Origin of the sequence: Actinomadura decatromicini, assembly GCF_008121305.1 — a bacterium.
Classification (GTDB): domain Bacteria; phylum Actinomycetota; class Actinomycetes; order Streptosporangiales; family Streptosporangiaceae; genus Spirillospora; species Spirillospora syzygii.
This window is the reverse complement of record NZ_VSRQ01000016.1, coordinates 78763-98728: the sequence shown is the minus strand read 5'-3', so window position 1 is coordinate 98728 and position 19966 is coordinate 78763. Positions and strand designations below refer to the sequence as shown.

Genomic DNA, 19966 nt, shown 5'->3' with positions numbered 1-19966 from the left:
CCACTGCCCTCGTGATCCACTGCCCTCGTGATCCACTGCCCTCGTGATCCACTGCCCTCGTGATCCACTGCCCTCGTGATCCACTGCCCTCGTGATCCACTGCCCTCGTGATCCACTGCCCTCGTGATCCGCCGCCCTCGTGATCCGCCGCCCTCGTGATCCGTCCGGCGTCGTGATCCGTCCGGCGTTGTGATCTGGGGGGTGTCGTGAGCCGCCGGTGCACGGAGCCGCTTGCCCACCGAGCCACCGCGATGCCGGTCCGTGGAGCTACCGAGCCACCGAGATGTCGAACTGCCGCGCCGCCGAGGTGTTGAGGTGAGGTGTCGGAGTCTTGAGGAACCGGGGAACCGGGGAACCGGGGAACCAGGGCACGGGGCATCGGGCCACCTGGATGCCGGGTGTCAAGCCGTCGGAGTGTCGAGTCACCCGGGTGAACCACCCGGGGTGCCGATCCACTGGGCCGCTGAGCCGCCGAGCGCCGAGCCGCTGGGGGGCGAGTTGTTGGAGCGCCAGACCGTTGGGCTACCGGGCTACTGGGCGCCGCGCCGCCTCGCCGCCGGGACACCGGACGCCTGGCTACCGGACTACTGGACCGCCTGGCTATCGGGCTACTGGACCGCCTGGCTATCGGGCTACTGGACCGCCTGGCTATCGGGCTACTGGACCGCCTGGCTACGGGCCACCGGGCGCCTGGCCGCCGGGCTACTGGGCCGCCGTGCGCCAGGCCACGGGACGCCTGGCCGCTGGCCCCTGGACTACCAGGCCCTTGGACTACCGGGCGCCGGGCTACCGGACGCCGGTTACCGGCCGCTGGGGTCAAGCCGCCAGGCCACGGGACGCCTGGGTGTCGGGGCGGCAGGCCTCTGGAGTGTCGAGTCGCCGGGCCACTGGCCGTCGGGTGCCGAGCCGTTGGGGTGTTGAGGTGTCGAGTCACTGCGGTGACAAGCCGCCGAGGTGGTGGGGTGCCGAGGTGGTGGGGTGCCGAGCCGGCCGATGCCGGGGTTTCCGGGCCGCCGAGGTGCTGGGAAGGGCGGGTCGCTTGAGGGCGGGGCGGGGGTGATCGTTGAATTGGTTGGCTGGGTTGTGTGGCAGGGGGTCCGTTTTTGGGTTGGTTTCCCGTTTTCAATGTCTAACTCTGACGAACTTTGTTGATCAGATCGTGGGCTTGGGAGAATGGCGCCTTGGGTATAAGCCGGGCGACACAATTCGATACCTCGCTCCGGAGTGCAGATGCGTTTCTCCCGCCCCCTTCTGGTCGCTTTCGGTGCGGTGACCGTAGCCGCCGGTTCCGTCGCCCTTCCCGGCTCGGCCTCGGCGGCCGGCCCGAACTACGTCGCCCTCGGCGACTCCTACTCGTCCGGTACCGGGGCCGGGAGCTACGACCCCGCCAGCGGGTCGTGCAACCGCAGCGCCAACGCCTACCCGAACCTGTGGGCCGCCGCGCACACCACCTCGTCCTACAAGTTCGTCGCGTGTTCGGGCGCGACGACCGCGACCGTCGCGAGCGGGCAGCTCAGCGCGCTCAGCTCATCGACGAACCTCGTCAGCGTCACGGTCGGCGGAAACGACGCGGGGTTCGCCGACGTCATGCAGACCTGCGTGCTCCAGTCGACGGCGAACTGCCAGAGCCGGGTCGCGCAGGCCGAGACGTTCATGCGCAACACCCTGCCCGGACGCCTCGACTCGATCTACGGGCAGATCCACGCGAAGGCGCCGTCCGCCCGCGTCGTCGTGCTCGGCTACCCCCGCCTCTACAAGATCGTCGACGTGTGCGTGGGGTTGAGCAACGCCAAGCGCACCGCGCTGAACCACGCCGCCGACACCCTCGACGGCGTGATCTCCAGCGCGGTGGGGCGGGCCGGGTTCACCTGGTCGGACGTCCGGGACGAGTTCGGCGGCCACGAGCTGTGCTCCGGCGACGACTGGCTCAACGCGGTCACGGTCCCGTTCGACTCGTCCTACCACCCCACCGCGCGCGGCCATAAGCTCGGCTACCTGCCCGCGCTGACCGGGTCCGCCAAGGTGGCGTCCCTGCAGAAGTCGCTGCAAGGGTGACGGCGAGCGCCATGAGCACCGCGCTCGCCCACACCGGCGAGCGGTAGCCGAGGCCCGCGCCGATCGCGGCGCCGCCGAGCCAGGGGCCGACCGCGCCGCCGACGTTGAACGCGGCGGTCGCGTACCCGCCGGCCAGCGTCGGCGCGGCGGCGCCCCGCGCGAGGACGCGCGCGATCAGCGCGGGCCCGGTGCCGAACGCGAGCATGCCCTGCGCGAACACGAGCGCGACGGTCGCCGCGACGTTCCCGGCGGCCAGCGCGAGGACGGCCCAGCCGATCGCCGCCGAACTCATTCCGACGGCGATGAGCGCGCCGGGATGACGGTCGGCGACGCGTCCGGCGATCACGACGCCCGCGAACGAGCCGGCGCCGAACAGGGCGAGCATTCCCGGCACCCATTCCGAGGCGAGCCCGGTGACCTCCGTGACGAGCGTCGCGAGGTAGGTGAAGGAGCAGAACGTCGCGCCCTGGAACAGCGCGTTGACGGCGAGGACGCGCAGCAGGCCGCGGTCGGCGAGCGCGCGGAGTTCGCCGCGGGCGCTCGGCGCGGCCGGACGGTCGTCCGGGACCGTCCGTGCGACGGCGACGACGGCGGGCACCGAGACGGCGGCGACCGCCCAGAACGCGGCCCGCCAGCCGAACTGCCCGCCGAGCAGCGCGCCCGCGGGCACCCCGGCGACGCAGGCGACGGTGACGCCGCCGACCACCACGGACGTGGCGCGGGCGCGCGACTCCGGCGGTACCAGCGCGGTCGCGGCGGCGAGCGCGACGGCCCAGAACCCGGCGTTGGCGAGCGCGGCGGCGACGCGGGTGGCGAGCAGCACCGCGTAGCTGCCGGTGAGCGCGCCCGCGACGTGGACGGCGACGAACGCGCACAGGAAGACGAGCAGGCCGCGGCGGCGGGGCCAGCGCCGGGCGGCGAGCGTCATCGACGGCGCGCCGACCACCATCCCGACGGCGAACGCGGACGTGAGCAGCCCGGCGGCGGGCACGGACACGCCGAGGTCGGCGGCGATGCCGGGGACGAGCCCGGACAGCATGAACTCCGAGGTCCCCTGGGCGAACACGGCGAGCCCGAGGACGTAGACGGCGAATGGCAAAAGAGACTCCCGAGGCGGCGAACGGTCGACTGATCGTCGGGAAATGGGGGGCTGCCGCCGGGACGGCCGTCCGGCATCGGCGCGGACGGCGATGGCGATAAACGAAGAACCCTCGTCAAAGCACGGCGCGGAAAACGTGAATGCGCGATGAACGATCAAGGGTGGGAAAACAGCCCCGCATCGGGCGGCCCGCGCCAGGGGCGGCCGCCCGGGAGTCAGCGTCTGTCGGCTTCGGGGCTCGTCACGACGACGAGAGTAGCAGCTCTTCGTGATCTACAACGTAAAGGCGCTCAGCGGCGGAGCGTCCGGCAGGTCAGCAGCCCGACCGGCACCGGCGCCCAGAAGGTGATCGCCCGGAACACCAGCACGGCGTGCAGGGCGGGCGCGGTGGCGACGCCGAGCGCGGCGAGCCCGGCCACCAGTGCGGCCTCCGTCGAGCCGAACCCGCCGGGCGCCGGCACCGCCGCGCCCGCGGTGGCGCCCACCAGGTAGGCGGCCAGCAGCGCGAGGACGTCCGCCGGCCCGGCGCCGGTGTCCGGCACGGCGAGCACGCTGAGCGCGAACGCCAGCCCGAGCGCGAGCGTGGTCGACGCGGACGCGGCGAGCGCGACCGCCACGTCGCGCGGCCTGCGGCGCAGCTCGGCCAGCCCGGCGGCGGCGCGGCGGGCGGCGGGGGAGCGCAGCGCGCGGCGGCCGCCCAGGAGCGCCGCGGGCAGCAGCACCCCGGCGGCGACGAGCAGCGGCACGGCAGGGACGAGCCCGGCGGCCTGCGCGGCGTGCCGTCCGAGGGCGTCCAGGACGCGGTCGTCGCCGCCGCTCGCCCCGAACACCGCGGCCATCAGCGTCAGGTCGGCGGGGAGGCCCGCGAGTTGCAGCAGCGTGACGGCGAGCGCGGCCCGCGACAGCGGCAGCCCCTTGCAGACGAGGTAGCGGGTGTTGACGGCGGCCGCGCCGAGCCCGCTTGGCGTGACGCGGTTGGCCGCCGCCGCGGTGAACTGCGCCAGCGTCGCCTCGAACAGGGGGAGGGACCGTCCGGCCGCGCCGCGCAGCGCGACCGCGGAGAGCACGAAGTGCAGCACCGACAGCAGGACGAGCGGCGGCAGGCAGGTCCAGCGCGTGCGGGTGAGCGCGGCCAGGGCCGGGCCCGGCGCGCCGGTGGTGAGCGCCACCGCGGCGGCGAGGGCGAGGGCCAGGGCCCAGAGGACGGCCCAACGGCCCCGGCGGGCCCTTGCAGGGGTCGCGGCGGGCCCGCCGGAGTTCGGGAGCCCGGCGGGGGCCGCGGGATCGGCCCCGGCGGTGATGGTCTCCACACCCAAGTGATCGGCCGCTTGTCTGAAGAGCACGCGACGCCCAGACCGGTTCGACGCGAACGGCGCCTGACGATTGCCGCCGCCCGCCAGGCGTCCGCCGTCGGGGCAGCTCACCGGGCGGATGAATTTCTGGACCGGTCCGCGGCTTTTGGTCCACCCCATGGATTCATTTCACCCTATGATTAGGGACCGTTACGAGCCGTGACGATTGCATGACGGGGGAGAGTGACGAGCATGACCAGCGCGCACCAGCGACTGGGCGAACGCATCAGGCACTTCCGGGGCACCAGGGGCGGCCGCCGGGCGGCCTCGCCCACCGTGCCGCCCGGCACCCGGACGATCGTCCTGACCTGCAGCGACTACCTCGCCATCGCCGAGCACCCGGCGATCGCCGACGCCATGATCGCGAGCCTGCGCGCGGCGGACGGCGCGGCCTCGGCGCCGGTCCCCGGCCCGTGCCTGCCCGACGACCACCCGCAGATCGTCCTCGGCGCGGAGTTCGCGCGGCACCTCGGCGCGCGGGCCGCGGTGCTGTGCCCGTCCGGCTGGGTGGCGAACACGGGGCTGCTCCAGGTGGTCGCCGGTCCGGACGTGCCCGTCTACCTGGACGTCCTGGCCCACATGTCGCTGTGGGAGGGGGCGCGCGGTGCGGGGGCCGAGCTGTCCTACTTCCGCCACAACGACCTCGACCACCTGCGCCGCCGGATCGAGGTGGGCGGTTCCGGGGTGATCGCGGTGGACGCCGTCTACAGCACCGACGGGACGGTGTGCCCGCTGCCCGGCCTGGTGGAGATCGCCGAGGAGCACGACTGCCTCCTCGTGGTGGACGAGTCGCACTCCCTCGGCACGCACGGCGAGCGCGGCGAGGGCCTGGTCGCCGAGCTCGGGCTGACCGGCCGCGTCGACTTCCGCACCGCGAGCCTGGCGAAGGCCCTGCCGGGGCGGGCCGGGCTGATCGCCTGCGACCGTCCCGGTTTCGCGGACTACTTCAGCCACACCGCGCTCCCGGCCGTGTTCAGCTCGACGCTGCTGCCGCACGACATCGCGGGGATCGCGGCGGCGCTGCGGGTCGTCCGGGACGAGGGGCCCCGCCGCGACCGGCTGCGCGCCGTCACCCGGCGGCTGCGCGACGGCCTGGCCGAGCTCGGCTACCGCCTCGTCGACTCCGACACGCCGATCATCGCGGTGGAGACGGGATCGGAGGCCGACGCGACGACGCTGCGGGACGCGCTGGTCACCCGGGACATCCTCAGCGCCGCCCTGTTCCCGCCGACCGCGTCGGTGGGGCGGACGCTGGTACGGCTGTCGGCGCACGCGGCCCTGTCGGACGACGACGTCCAGCGGATCCTGGCGGCGTGCCGCGACCTCCGGCCGCGGCTGGCGGTGTCGGCGCGCGGCGGGTCCGCGGTCTCGCGGCCGGGCCGCCGCTCGTCACGGCTCGGCGCCCGGCTGTCATGACCGTTCACGCGACGGCCCGGTAGCGGTCCCGGACGAGCCGCGACGGGCGGTCGCCGCTGCCGCTCGTGCGACGGCTCGGTGGTGGTCCCGGACGAGCCGCGACCGGGGGCTGTCGCCTGCCGCCGTTCGCGTTCGTCCGGGCCGTGTCATGGAGTGAGTCCGGTCGCGGCGGTCAGGCGGTCGCGGGCTTGTAGACGGCGACGGCGCAGGCGCTGCCCAGGCCGATGTTGTGCTGGAGGGCGACGCGGGCGCCGTCGACCTGGCGGGCTCCGGCCTCGCCGCGCAGTTGCCAGGTCAGCTCGGCGCACTGGGCGAGGCCGGTGGCGCCGAGCGGGTGGCCCTTGGAGATCAGGCCGCCGGACGGGTTGACGACCCACGTCCCGCCGTAGGTGGTGGCCGCGTCGTCGACGAGCTTGTGGCCTTCGCCGATCTCGGCCATGCCGAGCGCCTCGTAGGTGATGAGCTCGTTGGCGCTGAAGCAGTCGTGCAGTTCGATGACGTCGACGTCGTCGATGGAGACCTGCGCCTCGTCCATGGCGGCGCGGGCGGCGCGCTGCGAGCAGCCGAACCCGACGACCTGGATGGACGAGTGGTCGGCGAAGCTCTCGGGGGTGTCGGTGGCGATGTGGTGCCCGGCGATCTCGACGGCGCGGTCCCAGAGGTCGTGCTCGTCGACGAAGCGCTCGCTGGCGACGATCGCGGCGCCCGCCCCGTCGGAGGTGGGGGAGCACTGCAGCTTGGTCAGCGGGTCGAAGATCATCGTGGCGTTCTTGACGTCGTCGAGCGAGTACTCGGTCTGGAACTGGGCGTAGGGGTTGTTGACCGAGTGCTTGTGGTTCTTCCAGCCGATCCAGGCGTAGTGGTCGGGGGTGGAGCCGTACTTCTCCATGTGCTCGCGTCCGGCGTTGCCGAACATCTGCGGCATGGGCGCCTTGTCGAGCTCCCATTCGCGTCCGGCGGCCATGGACGTGAGGTGGTGGTCGATGATGGTGACCTTCGACTCGCCGACGCCCGCGCCGAGGGAGCCCTTCTTCATCTTCTCCATGCCGAGCGCGAGCGCGCAGTCGGCGAGGCCGCCGCGGATCGCCTGCCGGGCGAGGAACAGCGCGCTGGACCCGGTCGCGCACGCGTTCATGACGGTCATCACCGGGATGCCGGTCATGCCGGTCTCGTAGAGGGCGCGCTGGCCCATCGACCCGTACATGGACCCGGCGTAGGCCATCTCGACCTTGTCGTACTCGACGCCGGCGTCGGCGAGGGCGTTGCCGACGGCCTCCTTGGCCATGTCGGGGTACTCCCAGTCGCGGGAGCCGGGCTTCTCGAACTTGGTCATGCCCACGCCGACGACGAAGGTGCGGATGGCCATCGGTTCGCCTCCTGTACCGAATGCTGTTCGGGCCACGATAGCCCGCCGGGCGTGGAGCGTTCCGGGCGCGTCCCGATGTCCGGTATGACCGCTGGTCAGGACGGCATCTCGGCGGCCAGCGCGGCGGCGAGGGCGTCGACGTCGGCGGCGGTGGTGTCGAAGGAGCAGACCCAGCGGACCTCGCCGGTCCGCTCGTCCCAGGTGTAGAAGGGGAACCGCTTGCGCAGCCGGTCCGCCACGTCCTTCGGGACGATCGCGAACACGGTGTTCGCCTGCACCGCCTGCGTGATCCGGACGCCGGGGACGTCCCGCGCTGCCGCCTCCAGCCGCGCCGCCATGGCGTTGGCGTGCGTCGCGTTGCGCAGCCACAGGTCGCCATCCAGCAGCGCGACGAGCTGCGCGGACACGTACCGCATCTTCGACGCGAGCTGCATGCTCGACTTGCGCAGGTAGGCGAGGCCGCGCGCGGCGTCCGGGTTCAGGACGACGATCGCCTCGCCGAGCAGCAGCCCGTTCTTGGTGCCGCCGAACGACAGGACGTCCACGCCCGCGTCGGTGGTGAGGGTGCGCAGCGGGACGCCGAGGGACGCGGCGGCGTTGGCGATGCGCGCGCCGTCCATGTGCACCGCGAGGCCGCGTTCGTGCGCCGCCACCACGACGGCCGCCGTCTCCTCCGGCGTGTAGACGGTGCCGAGCTCGGTGCTCTGCGTGATCGACACGACGGCGGGTTCGCGCCGCTGGATGTTCCCGAACCCCGTCGCGTACTCCCCGACGAGCTCGGGCGTCAGCTTGCCGTCCGGCGTCGGGACGGTGACGAGCTTCAACCCGGCGATCTTCTCGGACGCGCCGCACTCGTCGGTGTTGATGTGCGCCGACTCCGGGCAGACCACCGAGCTCCACCGCTCCGACATCGCCTGCAGCGACACGACGTTCGCGCCCGTCCCGTTGAACACGGGGAACACCTCGGCGCGCGGCCCGAAGTGCTGCCGGACGACCTCGCGGAGCCGCGCGGTGACGGCGTCGTCGCCGTAGGCGGGCTGATGCCCGTCGTTGACGGCGGCGAGCGCGGCGAGCACGTCCGGGTGGATGCTCGCCTGGTTGTCGCTGGCGAAGCCCCGCGCGGCGGGCAGCGGCCCGACAGCGGCGGGGCCGGTGTTCCCGGGTTCGGTGTTCTCGGTGCCGGTGTGCTCGGTACCGGTGTTCTTGGTGCCGGTGTGCTCGGTGGGCGGCTGCGTCATGCGTCCATTCTCATGGACGGGGCGAATCGTCCCGCACGGCGCGTACCGCCGAAACGTCGTCAGGCCGGGCGGTCGGTGATGTCCCGCATCGGCGCGGGCGCGGCGTCGGCCGTGGGCTCGGCGGCGCGCAGCGCCATCCGGGCGCGCATCGCGTCGAGGTCGTCGCCGAGGCGGGCCACGTTGGCCTGGAGGTCGCGCCACAGCCCGGTCCGCTGCTCCAGTTGCGCGATCTTGGTGCGCAGGTCGCCGAGGCGGCGCTCGGCGATCTCCAGCCGGGCGCCGTTGCCCGCGGTGTCGCGGCCGGTGCGGATCAGGCTGGTGGCGACCGCGGCGAGGTCGCGCTCGGTGTCGTCCATCCGCTCGTCGATGCGCGGCAGCAGCCGGTCGTTGAGCTGCCCGACCAGCGAGTCGAGCTCGGTGCGCAAGGTGCGGAGCTCGGCGTCCTGGTCCCGGACGGTCTGCTCCAGTATCGTCAGGCGCTGGACGAGGGCGGGCAGGAGCCGTCCGAGTTCCGCCGACCGTTCCAGGTCCCGTCCGAGTCTGACGAGAAGGCCGACGCCTTCCCGCAACCGGTGCTCCGCCTCGGCGGTGGCACGGCGGACGAGACCCAGGATCACGGTCATGGCGCTCCCTCCCAGGGGCCGTGATGGACGCTCCCTAAACTCTAGGCGAACCGGCCGTGAACCCCGCCTTTACTCAGATCATTATTTCGGTGAACCGGCCGGTTTTCGGACGGGCGCCAGATGGGCGGGTCGCGGCGCCGCCGGGTTCGGCGTGCCGCACGTGCACAGCCCGCGACGGACGATGAGCCAGGCGCGTTCGGCGGTGTAGTCCGCGCGGTCGAGCGCTGGCCGGACGCGGTGGCAGGTCAAGCAGAGCATGGTGTTCCGTCCTCCCCGTTCCGCCGGGAGGCGGCGCACGTCAGGTGCGTTTCACCTGCGTGTCGACCGTCCGGCCGGGCGGCCGCGGCCCGTCGTCCCGCACGCGTTCCCCCCGGACGCGCAACGGGACGACGGGACTCCTGGACGGCCTTCCGGCTCCCAGCGGTCGTAACGGTAAGCGGCCCGAGGTTGCATGCACGTTGCGACCGGGGGATCACTCACCGTGCCGGATCCGGCCGCGCTCGAATCCCGGGAAACGGTTGCGCCGCTCCGCCGATGGGCCGATCCTCGGACGAGCCAGGTTCTCTCCGGGGGAAAGGACTGCTGGTGGTGCGCAAACCGGTGGCGGTCCGGCCGCCGATCTCCGAGTCGTGGCGCCGCTCCCGGGACGCGGGAGTCGACGCGGACGTGCGGGCCGCGCCCCTGGTCTACGACCGCGACGTGATCGCGGACGCGCGCGGCGCCCATCCCCTCGACCGGCACGTCCCCATGCTGGAGGAGCTGCTGCGGGGGGTCGCCGACGAGACCGAGCACCTCATGGTGATCACCGACGACGCCGGGCACGTGCTGTGGACGCAGGGCCCGCCCGCGGCCCGCCGCGCCGCCGACGCGATCGGGCTGACCGACGGGTTCCGCTGGTCCGAGGACGCCGTCGGGACGAACGGCATCGGCACCGCGCTCGCGTCCGGGCGGGCCGAGTTCGTGTACGCCGCCGAGCACGTCGCGCACATCCTGCACGGCTGGTCGTGCGCGGGCGCGCCGATCACCGACCCCGACTCGGGGCGGGTGATCGGCTGCATCGACGTCAGCGCGACCGTCGACGCGCTGCACCCGGCGACCGTCGCGCTCGTCGCCGCCGCGGCCCGGCTCGCCGAGGCGCGGCTGGAGAACGAGATGCGGCAGCGCGACGAGCGGCTCCGCGACCGGCTGCTCCCGCACCTTCGGGGGCTCGGCGGGTCCGGCGTCCTCGTCACCGCGACCGGCCGGGTGCTCGCCGCCGGGCCGGACGCGGCCGCGCCGGGCCCGGCGGGGTGGCGGGGGCTGCGGCTCGCCGTCCCCGAGGCGGGCGGCGCGGTGACGCTGCCCGACGGCCGCACCGCCGTCGCCGAGCCGCTCGGCGAGGCGTTCCTGCTGCGGCCGGCCGCCGTCCCCGGCCGCGCCGCCGGGGGCGAGCCGCTCCGCTCCGCGCTGCGGCCGGGCGGGCGGCGGGCCGCGGCGGCGGCGCCCGCGCGGCGGCTGCTGACGCTGTCGTTCCTCGGCGACGGCCGGCCGCAGGCCCGGTTGGACGGCCGGCCCGTCCCGCTGACGCTGCGGCACGCCGAGATCCTCGCGCTGCTCGCGCTGCACCCGCGCGGCCTGAGCGGCGACCGCCTCGCGCTGTACCTGTACGGCGACGACGGCAGCCCGGCGACGGTCCGGCCGGAGATCCACCGGCTGCGCGAGCGGCTCGACGGCGTCGTCCGCGCCCGGCCCTACCGGCTCGGCTGCGCGGTGGAGGCCGACTTCCTCACCGTCCGGCGGCTGCTGGACGACGGCGACGTCGCGGGCGTCGTCCGGCTCTACACCGGCGAGCTGCTGCCGGGCTCGGACGCGCCCGCGATCCGCGACGAGCGCGACGAGCTGGCCGTGCTGGTCCGGCGGCAGGCGCTCGACCGGGGCGGCGCCGACGCGCTGTGGACCTACGCGCAGACCGAGCCGGGCCGCGACGACCTGGAGGCGCTGGAACGGCTGCGGGCGGTCCTGCCGCCGGACGATCCGCGGCTGCCCGCCGTCGCGTCCCGCAGCGACCGCCTGCTCCACGGCCGGCTCTGAGGCGGGCCGGTCGCTAGGGGCGCGGGCCCCGGGGTTCGGGCCGCCACGCCGCGATGCCCGCCTCGATCAGGTGCGCGCAGTCGTTGTAGCAGACGGCGCGCAGGCCGGAGCCGTCCCGCCGCCAGCGGGTGAGGGACGCGTTCGCGACCGGCTCCTTCTCGATCTCCAGGATCTCCTTCTCGGACAGGCTCTCCACCAGGTAGCGGGTCACCACCACGATCGCGTCGTGCGTGACGACGAGGACCCGCCCGCCGGGGGCGTCGGCCTCCAGGTCGCGGTAGAAGCTGCGCAGCCGCAGCGCGAGGTCGGCCCACGACTCCCCGCCCGGCGGCCGGTAGTAGAACTTGCCGAGGCGGTCGAGCTGCGCGGCCTCGGCGGGGAACCGGCGGCGGACGCCGAGCGCGGTCAGCCCCTGCAGCACGCCCTGCTCGCGGTCGCGGAGCCGCTCGTCCACGCGCAGCGGCGGGACGTCCGGGTCGTCGGCCTCCTCGCCGTACGCCGCCGCGAGCGCGATCTTCGCGGTGTCCAGGGTGCGCAGGTAGGGGGACGCGACGACCAGCGTCGGGCGCTCGTCCGGGGGCAGCGCGGCGAGCCGGCGGCCGAGCGCGGCCGCCTGGGCCCGGCCGGTGTCGGACAGGGGGACGTCGGCGTCCCGCTCGGGGATGCCCGCCTCCTCCGCGTCGGTGCCGAGCACCGCCTCGTAGGCGACGTTGCCGGTGCTCTCACCGTGCCGGGTCAGGATCAGCCACTGCAGCGCGTCCACGCCCGCCATGCTGCCATGACCGGCGCGGCGGCGTCCTCTACACGGCGTAGTAGTAGCCTGGTGCGCGTGTCGAACGTCCTGGCCACAGTGATCATCGCGGTGGCGCTGCTGGCCGCCGCGTACGCCCTGGTGACGGCGCTGCGCGACCGTCCGATGGGCACCGGGCACCTGGTCGCGCTCGGCGTGCTGGAGGCGCTGCTCGTGGCGCAGGCCGTCGTCGGGTTCGTGAAGCTGTCCGGCGACGGCGGCCCCGACAGCCCGGCGACGTTCGTCGGCTACCTGCTCGGCGTGCTGCTCATCCCGGCCGCGGGCGCGGGGTGGGGGCTGCTGGAGCGCACCCGGTGGGGGCCCGGCGTGATCGTCGTCGCCGCCCTCGCCGTCGCGGTCATGATCGTCCGGCTCGACCAGTTGTGGAGCGGCACCGTTGCCTGAACCCGAGGGAATCCGGACCGGGAACCGGAGCGGTGAGGAGGCCCGCGCGGGCGGCGACGCCCGCGCCGGCGCCGTGGACGCCCGCGCGGGCGGCACGTCCCGTCCCGGGACCGGCAGCGGTCCGGGACGGCTGCTCGTCGCCGTCTACGCGATCTTCGCGCTGGCGGCGGGCGCGCGGGCGGGCGTGCAGATCGCCACCAAGTTCTCCGAGGCGCCCGTCGCCTACGCGCTGTCGGCGTTCGCGGCGGCCGTCTACGTCCTCGCGACGGTCGCGCTCGCGCGGGGTGGCCGGACGTCGCTGCGGGTCGCCGTCGCCGCCTGCGGCACCGAGCTCGCCGGGGTGCTGGTGGTGGGGACGCTCAGCGTCGCCGACTCCGCGGCGTTCCCCGACGAGACCGTCTGGTCCGGGTACGGGCGCGGCTACGGGTTCGTCCCGCTGGTGCTGCCGGTCGTCGGTCTGCTTTGGTTGCGCCGCACCGCCCGCCAGGGTGGCGGGCCCGAAGCGGGCGGTGGGCGCCCTGTGGGCGGCGGCGTGTGAGCCCTCCGGCCACAGGTGTCGGGTGATCATCGGGGTGGTCAGCCCGCGGCGTGCGGGGTGAGGCGGCCGCCGATCGGCAGCGCGTGGACCGCGGCCCTCGCGATCGCCTCGACCTCCTCCTCCGACCAGTCGGCGGACGGGTTGCGGCGCATCCAGCGGACGAGCCTGACCGGCGGGGCGAACACGATCCCGTCCGCCCGGAAGGGCGGGCGGACGATCCTGCCGCCGTGCACGGCCAGCACCGGCGTGACCTTCACGGGCACCTCCGCGACCCGTGAGATCAGCTCGGCGGCGGCGTCCGCCCGCGCGGTCAGGCCGCGCACGAGCTTGGTCTGGGTCCGCCCGTCGATGAACAGCCGCTCGCCGTGCCGGGAGATCTCCGCGTCGGGGTGCCATGCCTCGTTGTGCACGAGCCATATCCCGCCCGGTCCCACCACGAGCTCGTCGGCCGTCCCGTGACCGGGGACCGTCCGCTCGTACAGCACCCGGTGCCCGCGCCTCTCCAGCGTGTGGCGCAGCACCCGGTTCATCCGCTCCTCGCCCCGCAGCCCGCGCCGCCACACGCTGGAGGCGTGGTAGACGCGCCAATGGACCAGCGCGTCCGCGGCGGCCACCAGCACGGCCATCACGACACCGAATATGGCGTTGACCAGCAGTCCGCAGAGGAGGAGCGTCGCGCCCGCCAGAATTGCGCGGGTCCGCAATCTGGCTTTTCGGCCGCGCTGCCACAGCTCCGCGTAAACCGCCTGCGGTGAACCGCCGGTGAACGCGGCGCGGTCTCTCAGGTAGATGGAGCTGCCGATCACAACGAACCTCCCAACAGCCTGCTACAACGCTTATATTATGCAGAGGTGTGGGATTTCAAAGCTACGGTTCGCAAGGTGACGTAAATCAAACTGAAAGGCAACTCTCCGACCTGAAAAGCGTCGCCTACCTGGTCTTTCGATGGTTGGGACGCGGAATCCGGGGAAAAACTCCCGGTGCGGGCGGCGATGTTAATGAAAGGCGCGGTGCAACTATCACCGCAACCATCACGGCCTTTTTCATTTCGGGTCACATTCCTTGTCGGATCGGCCTCCGACCGGCCGGGCGGCGGCCCTTGTGCGGCCGGGTCGCGGCACCCGGCAGACTGGGCGGGTGGACCCGAGCGCCGTGGAGAGCCTGCCCGTCCGGCACGTCGTGCCCGCGCTGCGCGCCGCCCTGGCCGAGCGCGGCGCGGCCGTCCTCGCGGCGCCGCCCGGCACCGGGAAGACGACCCTCGTCCCGCTCGCGCTCGCCGGGCTCGCCCTCGGCGGGCCGCCCGCCCCCGATGGGAAGGTGCTGGTGCTGGAGCCGCGGCGGCTCGCCGCCCGCGCCGCCGCCCGCCGGATGGCGCGCACGCTCGGCGACCGCGTCGGCGGCCGGGTCGGCGTCACGGTGCGCGGCGAGTCGCGTCCGGGGGAGCGCGTCGACGTCGTCACCACGGGCGTCGTCCTGCAGCGCATCCAGGACGACCCCGAGTTGTCCGGCGTCGGCACCGTGATCCTGGACGAGTGCCACGAGCGCCACCTCGATGCCGACACCGCGCTGGCGTTCCTGCTCGACGTCCGCGACACGCTGCGTCCCGACCTGCGGATCGTCGCCGCGTCCGCGACCGCCGACACCGGGCCCTGGGCGCGGCTGCTCGGCGGCGCCGCCGGGCCCGCGCCGGTCGTGGAGACCGAGGCCGCGCTGCACCCCGTCGAGACGGTCTGGTGCCCGCCGCCGCGCCCGGTCGCGCCGCCGCACGGGATGCGCGTCGACCCGGCGTTCCTCGCGCACGTCGCCGCCACCGTCCGGCGCGCGCTGGCCGAGCGCGACGGCGACGTCCTGTGCTTCCTGCCGGGCGTCGGGGAGATCGCGCGGGTCGCCGGGCGGCTCGGCGACGTGGCCGCCGACGTCCTCCAGGTGCACGGGCGGGCGCCGCAGGCCGTGCAGGACGCCGTGCTCGCCCCCGCGTCCCGCCGCCGGGTCGTGCTCGCCACGTCGGTCGCCGAGTCGAGCCTGACCGTCCCCGGCGTCCGCGTCGTCGTCGACTCCGGGCTGGCCCGCGAGCCGCGCACCGACCACGCGCGCGGGCTGGGCGCGCTGACGACCGTCCGCGCGTCCCGCGTCACCGCCGACCAGCGCGCCGGCCGCGCCGGGCGGGAGGCCCCCGGCGCCGTCTACCGCTGCTGGACCGACGCCGAGCACGCCCGGCTGCCCGCGCGTCCCCGCCCGGAGATCGAGCTGGCCGACCTGACCGGCTTCGCGCTGCAGGCCGCCTGCTGGGGCGCCCCGGACGCGACCGGCCTCGCCCTGCCCGACCCGCCGCCGCCCGCCGCGCTGGACGCCGCCCGCGCCACCCTCCGCGCCCTCGGCGCCGTCGACGGTGCGGGGGACGGCGAGCGGGTCACCGACCGGGGACGGGCGCTCGCGCGGGTCGGGCTGCATCCCCGGCTCGCCCGCGCCCTGCTCGACGGCGCGCCCCGGGTGGGCGGGCGCCGCGCCGCCGAGATCGTCGCGCTGCTGTCGGAGCCGCCGCCGCGCTCGGCCGGGGACGACCTGACCGCCGCGTGGCGGGCGGTGCGGCGTCCCGGCCGGCCCGCCGACGCGCACGCGGCCCGCTGGCGCGACGAGGCCGCCCGCCTCCACCGCGCCCTCCCCGCCGAGGAGGGCGGCGCGCCTCCGGGGGACGACCTCGCCGCGGGCACCGTGGTGGCGCTGGCGTTCCCGGAGCGGGTCGCGCGGGCGCGGCGGGGGAGCGGGTACCTGATGGCGTCCGGGACGGGCGCGGTCCTCGCGGACGGATCGCCCCTCGCCGCCGCCTCGGCGGAGTGGCTGGCGGTCGCTGCGGCGGACCGTCCCGCCGGGTCGGCGTCGGCCCGGATTCGGCAGGCCGTGGTGATCGACGAGGACGTCGCGCGGCTTGCCGCCGCCCCGCTGCTCGCCACCGCCGACGAGGTCGCCTGGCTTGCCGGAGACGGGCGGGACGGCGACGTCGTGGCCCGCCGCGTCGAGCGCCTCGGCGCGATCGAGCTGGGCGAGCGGCCGCTCCGCGACCCCGATCCCGGCGCGGTGCGCGCCGCGCTGCTCGACGGCGTCCGCGCCGAAGGTCTCGGCCTCCTGACCTGGACGCCCGGGGCCCTCGCCCTCCGCGAGCGGCTCGCGTTCCTGCGAGCCGCGCTCGGCGACCCGTGGCCCGCCGTCGACGACGCCGCGCTGCTGGAGCACCTGTCCGACCGGCTGGCGGGGGCACGGCGGCGCGCCGACCTGGCCCGGCTCGACGTCGCGTCCCTGCTGCGCGGCCTGCTGCCGTGGGAGCAGGCCGTGCAGCTCGACGAGTACGCGCCCGAGCGGGTGGAGGTGCCGTCCGGGTCCCGGATCCGCGTCGACTACGCGCAGGAGCGGCCCGTCCTCGCGGTGAAGCTGCAGGAGCTGTTCGGCTGGGACGCCGCGCCCCGGCTCGCGGGCGGGCGGGTGCCGCTGGTCGTGCACCTGCTGTCCCCGGCCGGGCGTCCCGCCGCGGTCACCGCCGACCTCGCCTCCTTCTGGCGCGAGGGGTACCGGGCCGTGCGGGCGGAGCTGCGCGGACGCTACCCCAGGCACCCCTGGCCGGAGGACCCGGCGACCGCCGTCCCGACGCGCCGCACGAAGCGGGCTAGCGGGAGGCGATGAGGACGGCGATGCCGTCCAATATGCGGGCGAGGCCGAACTCGAACGCGCGCGCCGGGGCGATCGCCGCGTTGTACTCCTGCCCGGCGGCGGTGCCGACGCGGGTGCCGAGCGGGTAGTCGGCCTCGTCCACGAGCGTTTCGAGGAGCGGCGCGGTCGCCTCCCACCACTGCTCGTCGCTGATCCCGCTGCGCCGCTCGGCCTCGGCGGCGTTGACCGAGACGCGGGCGGCGCTCTCGGCGAAGCCGGTGACGAGCGCGACGACCGAGTCCATCTCCAGGTCGGTGAGGCCGAGGCCGTCCACGGCGCGCAGCTCGTACTCGTACTTGCCGAGCATGTTCGGGCCCATCGGCGGGCGCGCGAGCGTGACCTGCAGCAGCCACGGGTGCCGGTGGTACAGGTCCCAGTTGCCGCGCGCGATGTGCTCCAGGCGTTCGCGCCAGGTGTCCTGGACGGGCGGCGTCAGCTCGGCGACGGCGCGGTCGACCATGACGTCGATCAGTTCGGCCTTGCCGGGGACGTAGGTGTAGATCGACATGGGGGAGACGTCCAGCTCGTCGGCGATCCGGCGCATGGACAGGGCGTCCAGCCCGGCCGCGTCGGCCACCTCCACCGCGGTCCGGACGATCTGCTCGGCCGTCAGCCGCGGCTTCGGCCCGCGCTTCGGCTTCCCCCGCACCCCCCACAGCAGCTCCAGGCTGCGCCTCGGGTCGCCGCCCCCGCTGTACTCGGTCGTCACACCGCCGATCCTCTCAGGGATGAAACTCTGTACGACGTACGTTATATTGGCCGCGATGGAAAATCCGTACTGCGTACATAGTTTGGAGGTCGGGGTGACGGAACCACGGCTCGCGGTCCTCGCCGAGGGCCTGCGCAAGCGCTACGGCGGCACCGCCGCGCTCGACGGGCTCGACCTGCGCGTCCCCGCCGGGACCGTGCACGGGCTGCTCGGCCCGAACGGCGCGGGCAAGACCACCGCCGTCCGCGTGCTGGCGACCCTCACCGCGCCGGACGCCGGGACGGCCTGGGTCGCCGGGCACGACGTCGTCCGGGACGCGGCGCGGGTGCGGCGGCGGATCGGCCTCGTCGGGCAGCACGCCGCCGTCGACGAGGTGCTCGGCGGACGCCAGAACCTCGTCATGTTCGGCCGCCTCTACCACCTCGGCGCGAAGGAGGCGCGCCGCCGGGCCGACGAGCTGCTCGACCGGTTCCGGCTCGCGGACGCCGCCGACCGCCCCGCCGGGACGTACTCCGGCGGCATGCGGCGCCGCCTCGACCTGGCCGCGTCCATGATCCTCGCGCCGCCGGTGCTGTTCCTGGACGAGCCGACCACCGGCCTCGACCCGCGCGCCCGGAGCGAGGTGTGGGACGCGATCCGCGCCCTGGTCGACGGCGGCACGACCGTCCTGCTGACCACCCAGTACCTGGAGGAGGCCGACCGGCTCGCGGCCGGGATCTCGGTGATCGACCACGGCCGCGTCATCGCCGAGGGCACCCCGGAGGAACTGAAGTCAAGGCTCGGCGGCGACCGGATCGAGGTCGTCCTGGACGACCCCGGGCGCCTCACCGCCGCGGCGGAGATCGTCGGGCGGGTCGCGTCCGGCGAGGTCGACGTCGACGCGGAGACCCTGCGCGTCGGGGCCGCAGTGACCGGACGGGCCGCCGCGCTCACCGAGGCCGTCCGCGCGCTCGACGACGCGGGCGTCCGGGTCGCCGACATCGGGCTGCGCCGACCCACTCTCGACGAGGTGTTCCTGCACCTCACGGACAAGGAAGCGGAGGTGGCGCGGTGAGCGTCCAGGATCTGCGCTGGGCCGTCGCCGACGGCCGGACCCTGACCGCGCGGGCCCTCGCGCACTGGGCGCGGCGCCCCGGCGACGTCGCCGTCGCGCTGCTGTTCCCGGTCATGGTCGTGCTGATGATGGGCTACCTGTTCGGCGGCCAGATGGACGTCCCCGGCGGCGGGAGCTACCGGGAGTTCATCGTCCCCGGCATGTTCGCGCTCACGATGGCGTTCGGCGTCGAGACGACGTTCACCGCCGTCGCGAGCGACGCCGCCAAGGGCGTGACGGACCGGTTCCGCGCCATGCCGATGTCGCCGTCCGCCGTCGTCACCGGACGCGCCGCCGCCGACATGCTCCACTCGGTCGCCGGGCTCGCCGTGATGGCCGTGTGCGGCGTGCTGATCGGATGGCGCGTCCACGACGGGGCGGCGCGGGCGCTCGCCGGGCTCGGGCTCCTGCTGCTCCTGCGGTTCGCGCTGGTCTGGCTCGGCGTCTACCTCGGGCTGCTCGCGAAGGGCCCGGAGTCGGTGGCGATCGTCCAGGTCCTGGTGTGGCCGATCGGGTTCCTGTCCAGCGCGCTGGTCGCGCCGAGCACGATGCCCGGCTGGCTCGGCGCGATCGCCGAATGGAACCCGATGTCGGCGACCGTGACCGCGTGCCGCGAGCTGTTCGGCACGCCGGTGACGAGCGGGTCGTGGGCGGCCGAGCACAGCGTCCTCATGGCGGTGGTGTGGCCGCTGGCGATCGCGGCGGTGTTCGCGCCGCTGTCGGTCCGCCGGTACCGCTCCCTCGGCCGCTAGGGCAGCAGCTCGGCGCGGTGCCGGGCCAGCGCCATCACCGGGTAGCACTCCTGGGGCAGGGGCTCCGCGCCGCCTCCTCCGAGGGGGGACGACCCCCCACGCCCCCCGGGAACCGAGGGGGCGAGCGCGGCACGGAGCCGCCGCCCGACGATCGCCGCGTCGTACGGCTGGACGACGCACAGCTCGGCCTGCATCGCCTGCCGCGCCGCCGCCATCAGCGCCGGGACGTCCCCGACCAGCACCGCCTCCGACGGCACGTCGCCGTGCGAGAGCCGGACGGCCAGCGCGTGCAGGCCGCGCGTGCCCTCGTCCGCGTAGCGGAACTCGCAGACCAGGCGGTCGCCGTCGAGCGGGCCCTCCTGGATCAGCCACGCCTGGCCGGGGACGACCCGGCCGAGCGACCCCTCCCAGGGCGCCGCCGGGACGGCGTCGAGATCGTCGGCGGCCCGGCCCGCGCCCCGGCGCGCCTCGGCCGGGCCGATCGCGGCGAGCGCCCGCAGGAACCCCCGCGCGCCCGGCGTCGCGGCGGCCCGCAGGCTGGTGATCAGGTCGGCGAGCGCGGCGCGCCGGGTCCGGGCGTCCGGCGCCGCGGCCTCCAGCGCCCCGAGCCGCGCGGACGTCCACGCCTCCGCCTCCACCGGGCCGGGCAGCGCGGGCAGGGCGTCCGCCTCCCGGACGTAGGCCGCGTACACCTCGCGCAGACCCGGCAGCATCAGCGCGGGTCCGGCGGACGATCGGGGCGCGTTCACACCCCTCAG

At 75.0% G+C, this 19966-nt stretch carries 17 protein-coding genes; 8 read left to right on the top strand and 9 right to left on the bottom strand.

Translation table 11 applies throughout. The features are described from left to right. Window positions 1–1269: 1269 nt before the first annotated feature. Complete coding sequence (locus tag FXF68_RS41970; RefSeq protein ID WP_246179267.1) at window positions 1270–2055, top strand: SGNH/GDSL hydrolase family protein; 786 nt, start codon at window positions 1270–1272, stop codon at window positions 2053–2055. Here FXF68_RS41970 and FXF68_RS41965 read toward each other — a convergent pair. Both FXF68_RS41965 and FXF68_RS41960 read right to left on the bottom strand, forming a co-directional pair. Continuing rightward, window positions 1937–3154: a Cmx/CmrA family chloramphenicol efflux MFS transporter gene (locus tag FXF68_RS41965; protein WP_148768408.1), complete on the bottom strand. Its 1218-nt coding sequence runs from the start codon at window positions 3152–3154 to the stop codon at window positions 1937–1939. The two genes, FXF68_RS41970 and FXF68_RS41965, sit on opposite strands and share 119 nt — an antisense overlap. A 290-nt stretch (window positions 3155–3444) precedes the next feature. Then, window positions 3445–4464: a lysylphosphatidylglycerol synthase transmembrane domain-containing protein gene (locus FXF68_RS41960; RefSeq protein ID WP_187438385.1), complete on the bottom strand. Its 1020-nt coding sequence runs from the start codon at window positions 4462–4464 to the stop codon at window positions 3445–3447. Between the two features lie 234 nt (window positions 4465–4698). On the opposite strand from FXF68_RS41960, the gene FXF68_RS41955 reads away from it, so the two are divergent. Continuing rightward, window positions 4699–5922: an aminotransferase class I/II-fold pyridoxal phosphate-dependent enzyme gene (locus FXF68_RS41955; protein ID WP_148768406.1), complete on the top strand. Its 1224-nt coding sequence runs from the start codon at window positions 4699–4701 to the stop codon at window positions 5920–5922. 172 nt (window positions 5923–6094) lie between these two features. Here FXF68_RS41955 and FXF68_RS41950 read toward each other — a convergent pair whose 3' ends face one another. From FXF68_RS41950 to FXF68_RS41940, 3 genes are all read right to left on the bottom strand, one after another. Continuing rightward, entirely contained in the window at window positions 6095–7288 is a 1194-nt protein-coding gene (locus FXF68_RS41950) for a thiolase C-terminal domain-containing protein (protein WP_148768405.1), read from the bottom strand. Window positions 7289–7383: 95 nt separating this feature from the next. Beyond that, window positions 7384–8526 (bottom strand): threonine aldolase family protein, encoded by a 1143-nt coding sequence (locus FXF68_RS41945; RefSeq protein ID WP_148768404.1) that lies wholly within the window; start codon window positions 8524–8526, stop codon window positions 7384–7386. Window positions 8527–8585: 59 nt separating this feature from the next. Continuing rightward, complete coding sequence (locus FXF68_RS41940) at window positions 8586–9149, bottom strand: hypothetical protein (RefSeq protein WP_148768403.1); 564 nt, start codon at window positions 9147–9149, stop codon at window positions 8586–8588. 585 nt (window positions 9150–9734) lie between these two features. Here FXF68_RS41940 and FXF68_RS41935 point away from each other — a divergent pair. After that, window positions 9735–11219, top strand: coding sequence for a GAF domain-containing protein (locus FXF68_RS41935; RefSeq protein ID WP_246179265.1), 1485 nt, complete (start codon window positions 9735–9737; stop codon window positions 11217–11219). A gap of 13 nt (window positions 11220–11232) precedes the next feature. On the opposite strand, the gene FXF68_RS41930 is transcribed toward FXF68_RS41935, so the two are convergent. Then, window positions 11233–11991, bottom strand: a complete 759-nt coding sequence (locus FXF68_RS41930) for a histidine phosphatase family protein (protein ID WP_148768401.1) — start codon at window positions 11989–11991, stop codon at window positions 11233–11235. 57 nt (window positions 11992–12048) lie between these two features. Here FXF68_RS41930 and FXF68_RS41925 point away from each other — a divergent pair, with 57 nt between their 5' ends. Both FXF68_RS41925 and FXF68_RS41920 read left to right on the top strand, forming a co-directional pair. Then, complete coding sequence (locus tag FXF68_RS41925) at window positions 12049–12414, top strand: hypothetical protein (RefSeq protein ID WP_148768400.1); 366 nt, start codon at window positions 12049–12051, stop codon at window positions 12412–12414. A gap of 73 nt (window positions 12415–12487) precedes the next feature. After that, entirely contained in the window at window positions 12488–12952 is a 465-nt protein-coding gene (locus FXF68_RS41920) for a hypothetical protein (protein ID WP_148352506.1), read from the top strand. A gap of 38 nt (window positions 12953–12990) precedes the next feature. Here FXF68_RS41920 and FXF68_RS41915 read toward each other — a convergent pair whose 3' ends face one another. After that, entirely contained in the window at window positions 12991–13758 is a 768-nt protein-coding gene (locus FXF68_RS41915; RefSeq protein WP_246179263.1) for an NERD domain-containing protein, read from the bottom strand. A 331-nt stretch (window positions 13759–14089) separates the two neighbouring features. Here FXF68_RS41915 and hrpB point away from each other — a divergent pair, with 331 nt between their 5' ends. Then, window positions 14090–16627 carry an ATP-dependent helicase HrpB gene (gene hrpB, locus FXF68_RS41910; RefSeq protein WP_148768399.1) on the top strand — a complete coding sequence of 846 codons (2538 nt, stop codon included), beginning with the start codon at window positions 14090–14092 and terminating at the stop codon, window positions 16625–16627. On the opposite strand, the gene FXF68_RS41905 is transcribed toward hrpB, so the two are convergent. After that, the gene (locus FXF68_RS41905; protein ID WP_148768398.1) at window positions 16611–17363 is read right to left on the bottom strand and encodes a TetR/AcrR family transcriptional regulator; all 753 of its coding nucleotides are present in this window, start codon (window positions 17361–17363) and stop codon (window positions 16611–16613) included. The two genes, hrpB and FXF68_RS41905, sit on opposite strands and share 17 nt — an antisense overlap. A gap of 94 nt (window positions 17364–17457) precedes the next feature. On the opposite strand from FXF68_RS41905, the gene FXF68_RS41900 reads away from it, so the two are divergent. Together FXF68_RS41900 and FXF68_RS41895 are read left to right on the top strand one after the other, a co-directional pair. Then, window positions 17458–18417, top strand: a complete 960-nt coding sequence (locus FXF68_RS41900) for an ATP-binding cassette domain-containing protein (protein ID WP_148768397.1) — start codon at window positions 17458–17460, stop codon at window positions 18415–18417. Then, entirely contained in the window at window positions 18414–19208 is a 795-nt protein-coding gene (locus FXF68_RS41895; RefSeq protein ID WP_148768396.1) for an ABC transporter permease, read from the top strand. Before FXF68_RS41900 ends, FXF68_RS41895 begins: the two co-directional genes overlap by 4 nt. On the opposite strand, the gene FXF68_RS41890 is transcribed toward FXF68_RS41895, so the two are convergent. Then, a complete protein-coding gene (locus tag FXF68_RS41890; RefSeq protein WP_148768395.1) occupies window positions 19205–19957 on the bottom strand; it encodes a hypothetical protein in 753 nt (250 codons plus the stop codon). The genes FXF68_RS41895 and FXF68_RS41890 overlap by 4 nt on opposite strands. Window positions 19958–19966 lie beyond the last annotated feature (9 nt).

Coding starts and splice junctions, on each gene's coding strand:
- FXF68_RS41940 (WP_148768403.1), bottom strand. CDS start 9,149: ATGACCGTGATCCTGGGTCTCGTCCGCCGTGCCACCGCCGAGGCGGAG.
- FXF68_RS41930 (WP_148768401.1), bottom strand. CDS start 11,991: ATGGCGGGCGTGGACGCGCTGCAGTGGCTGATCCTGACCCGGCACGGT.
- FXF68_RS41945 (WP_148768404.1), bottom strand. CDS start 8,526: ATGACGCAGCCGCCCACCGAGCACACCGGCACCAAGAACACCGGTACC.
- FXF68_RS41950 (WP_148768405.1), bottom strand. CDS start 7,288: ATGGCCATCCGCACCTTCGTCGTCGGCGTGGGCATGACCAAGTTCGAG.
- FXF68_RS41955 (WP_148768406.1), top strand. CDS start 4,699: ATGACCAGCGCGCACCAGCGACTGGGCGAACGCATCAGGCACTTCCGG.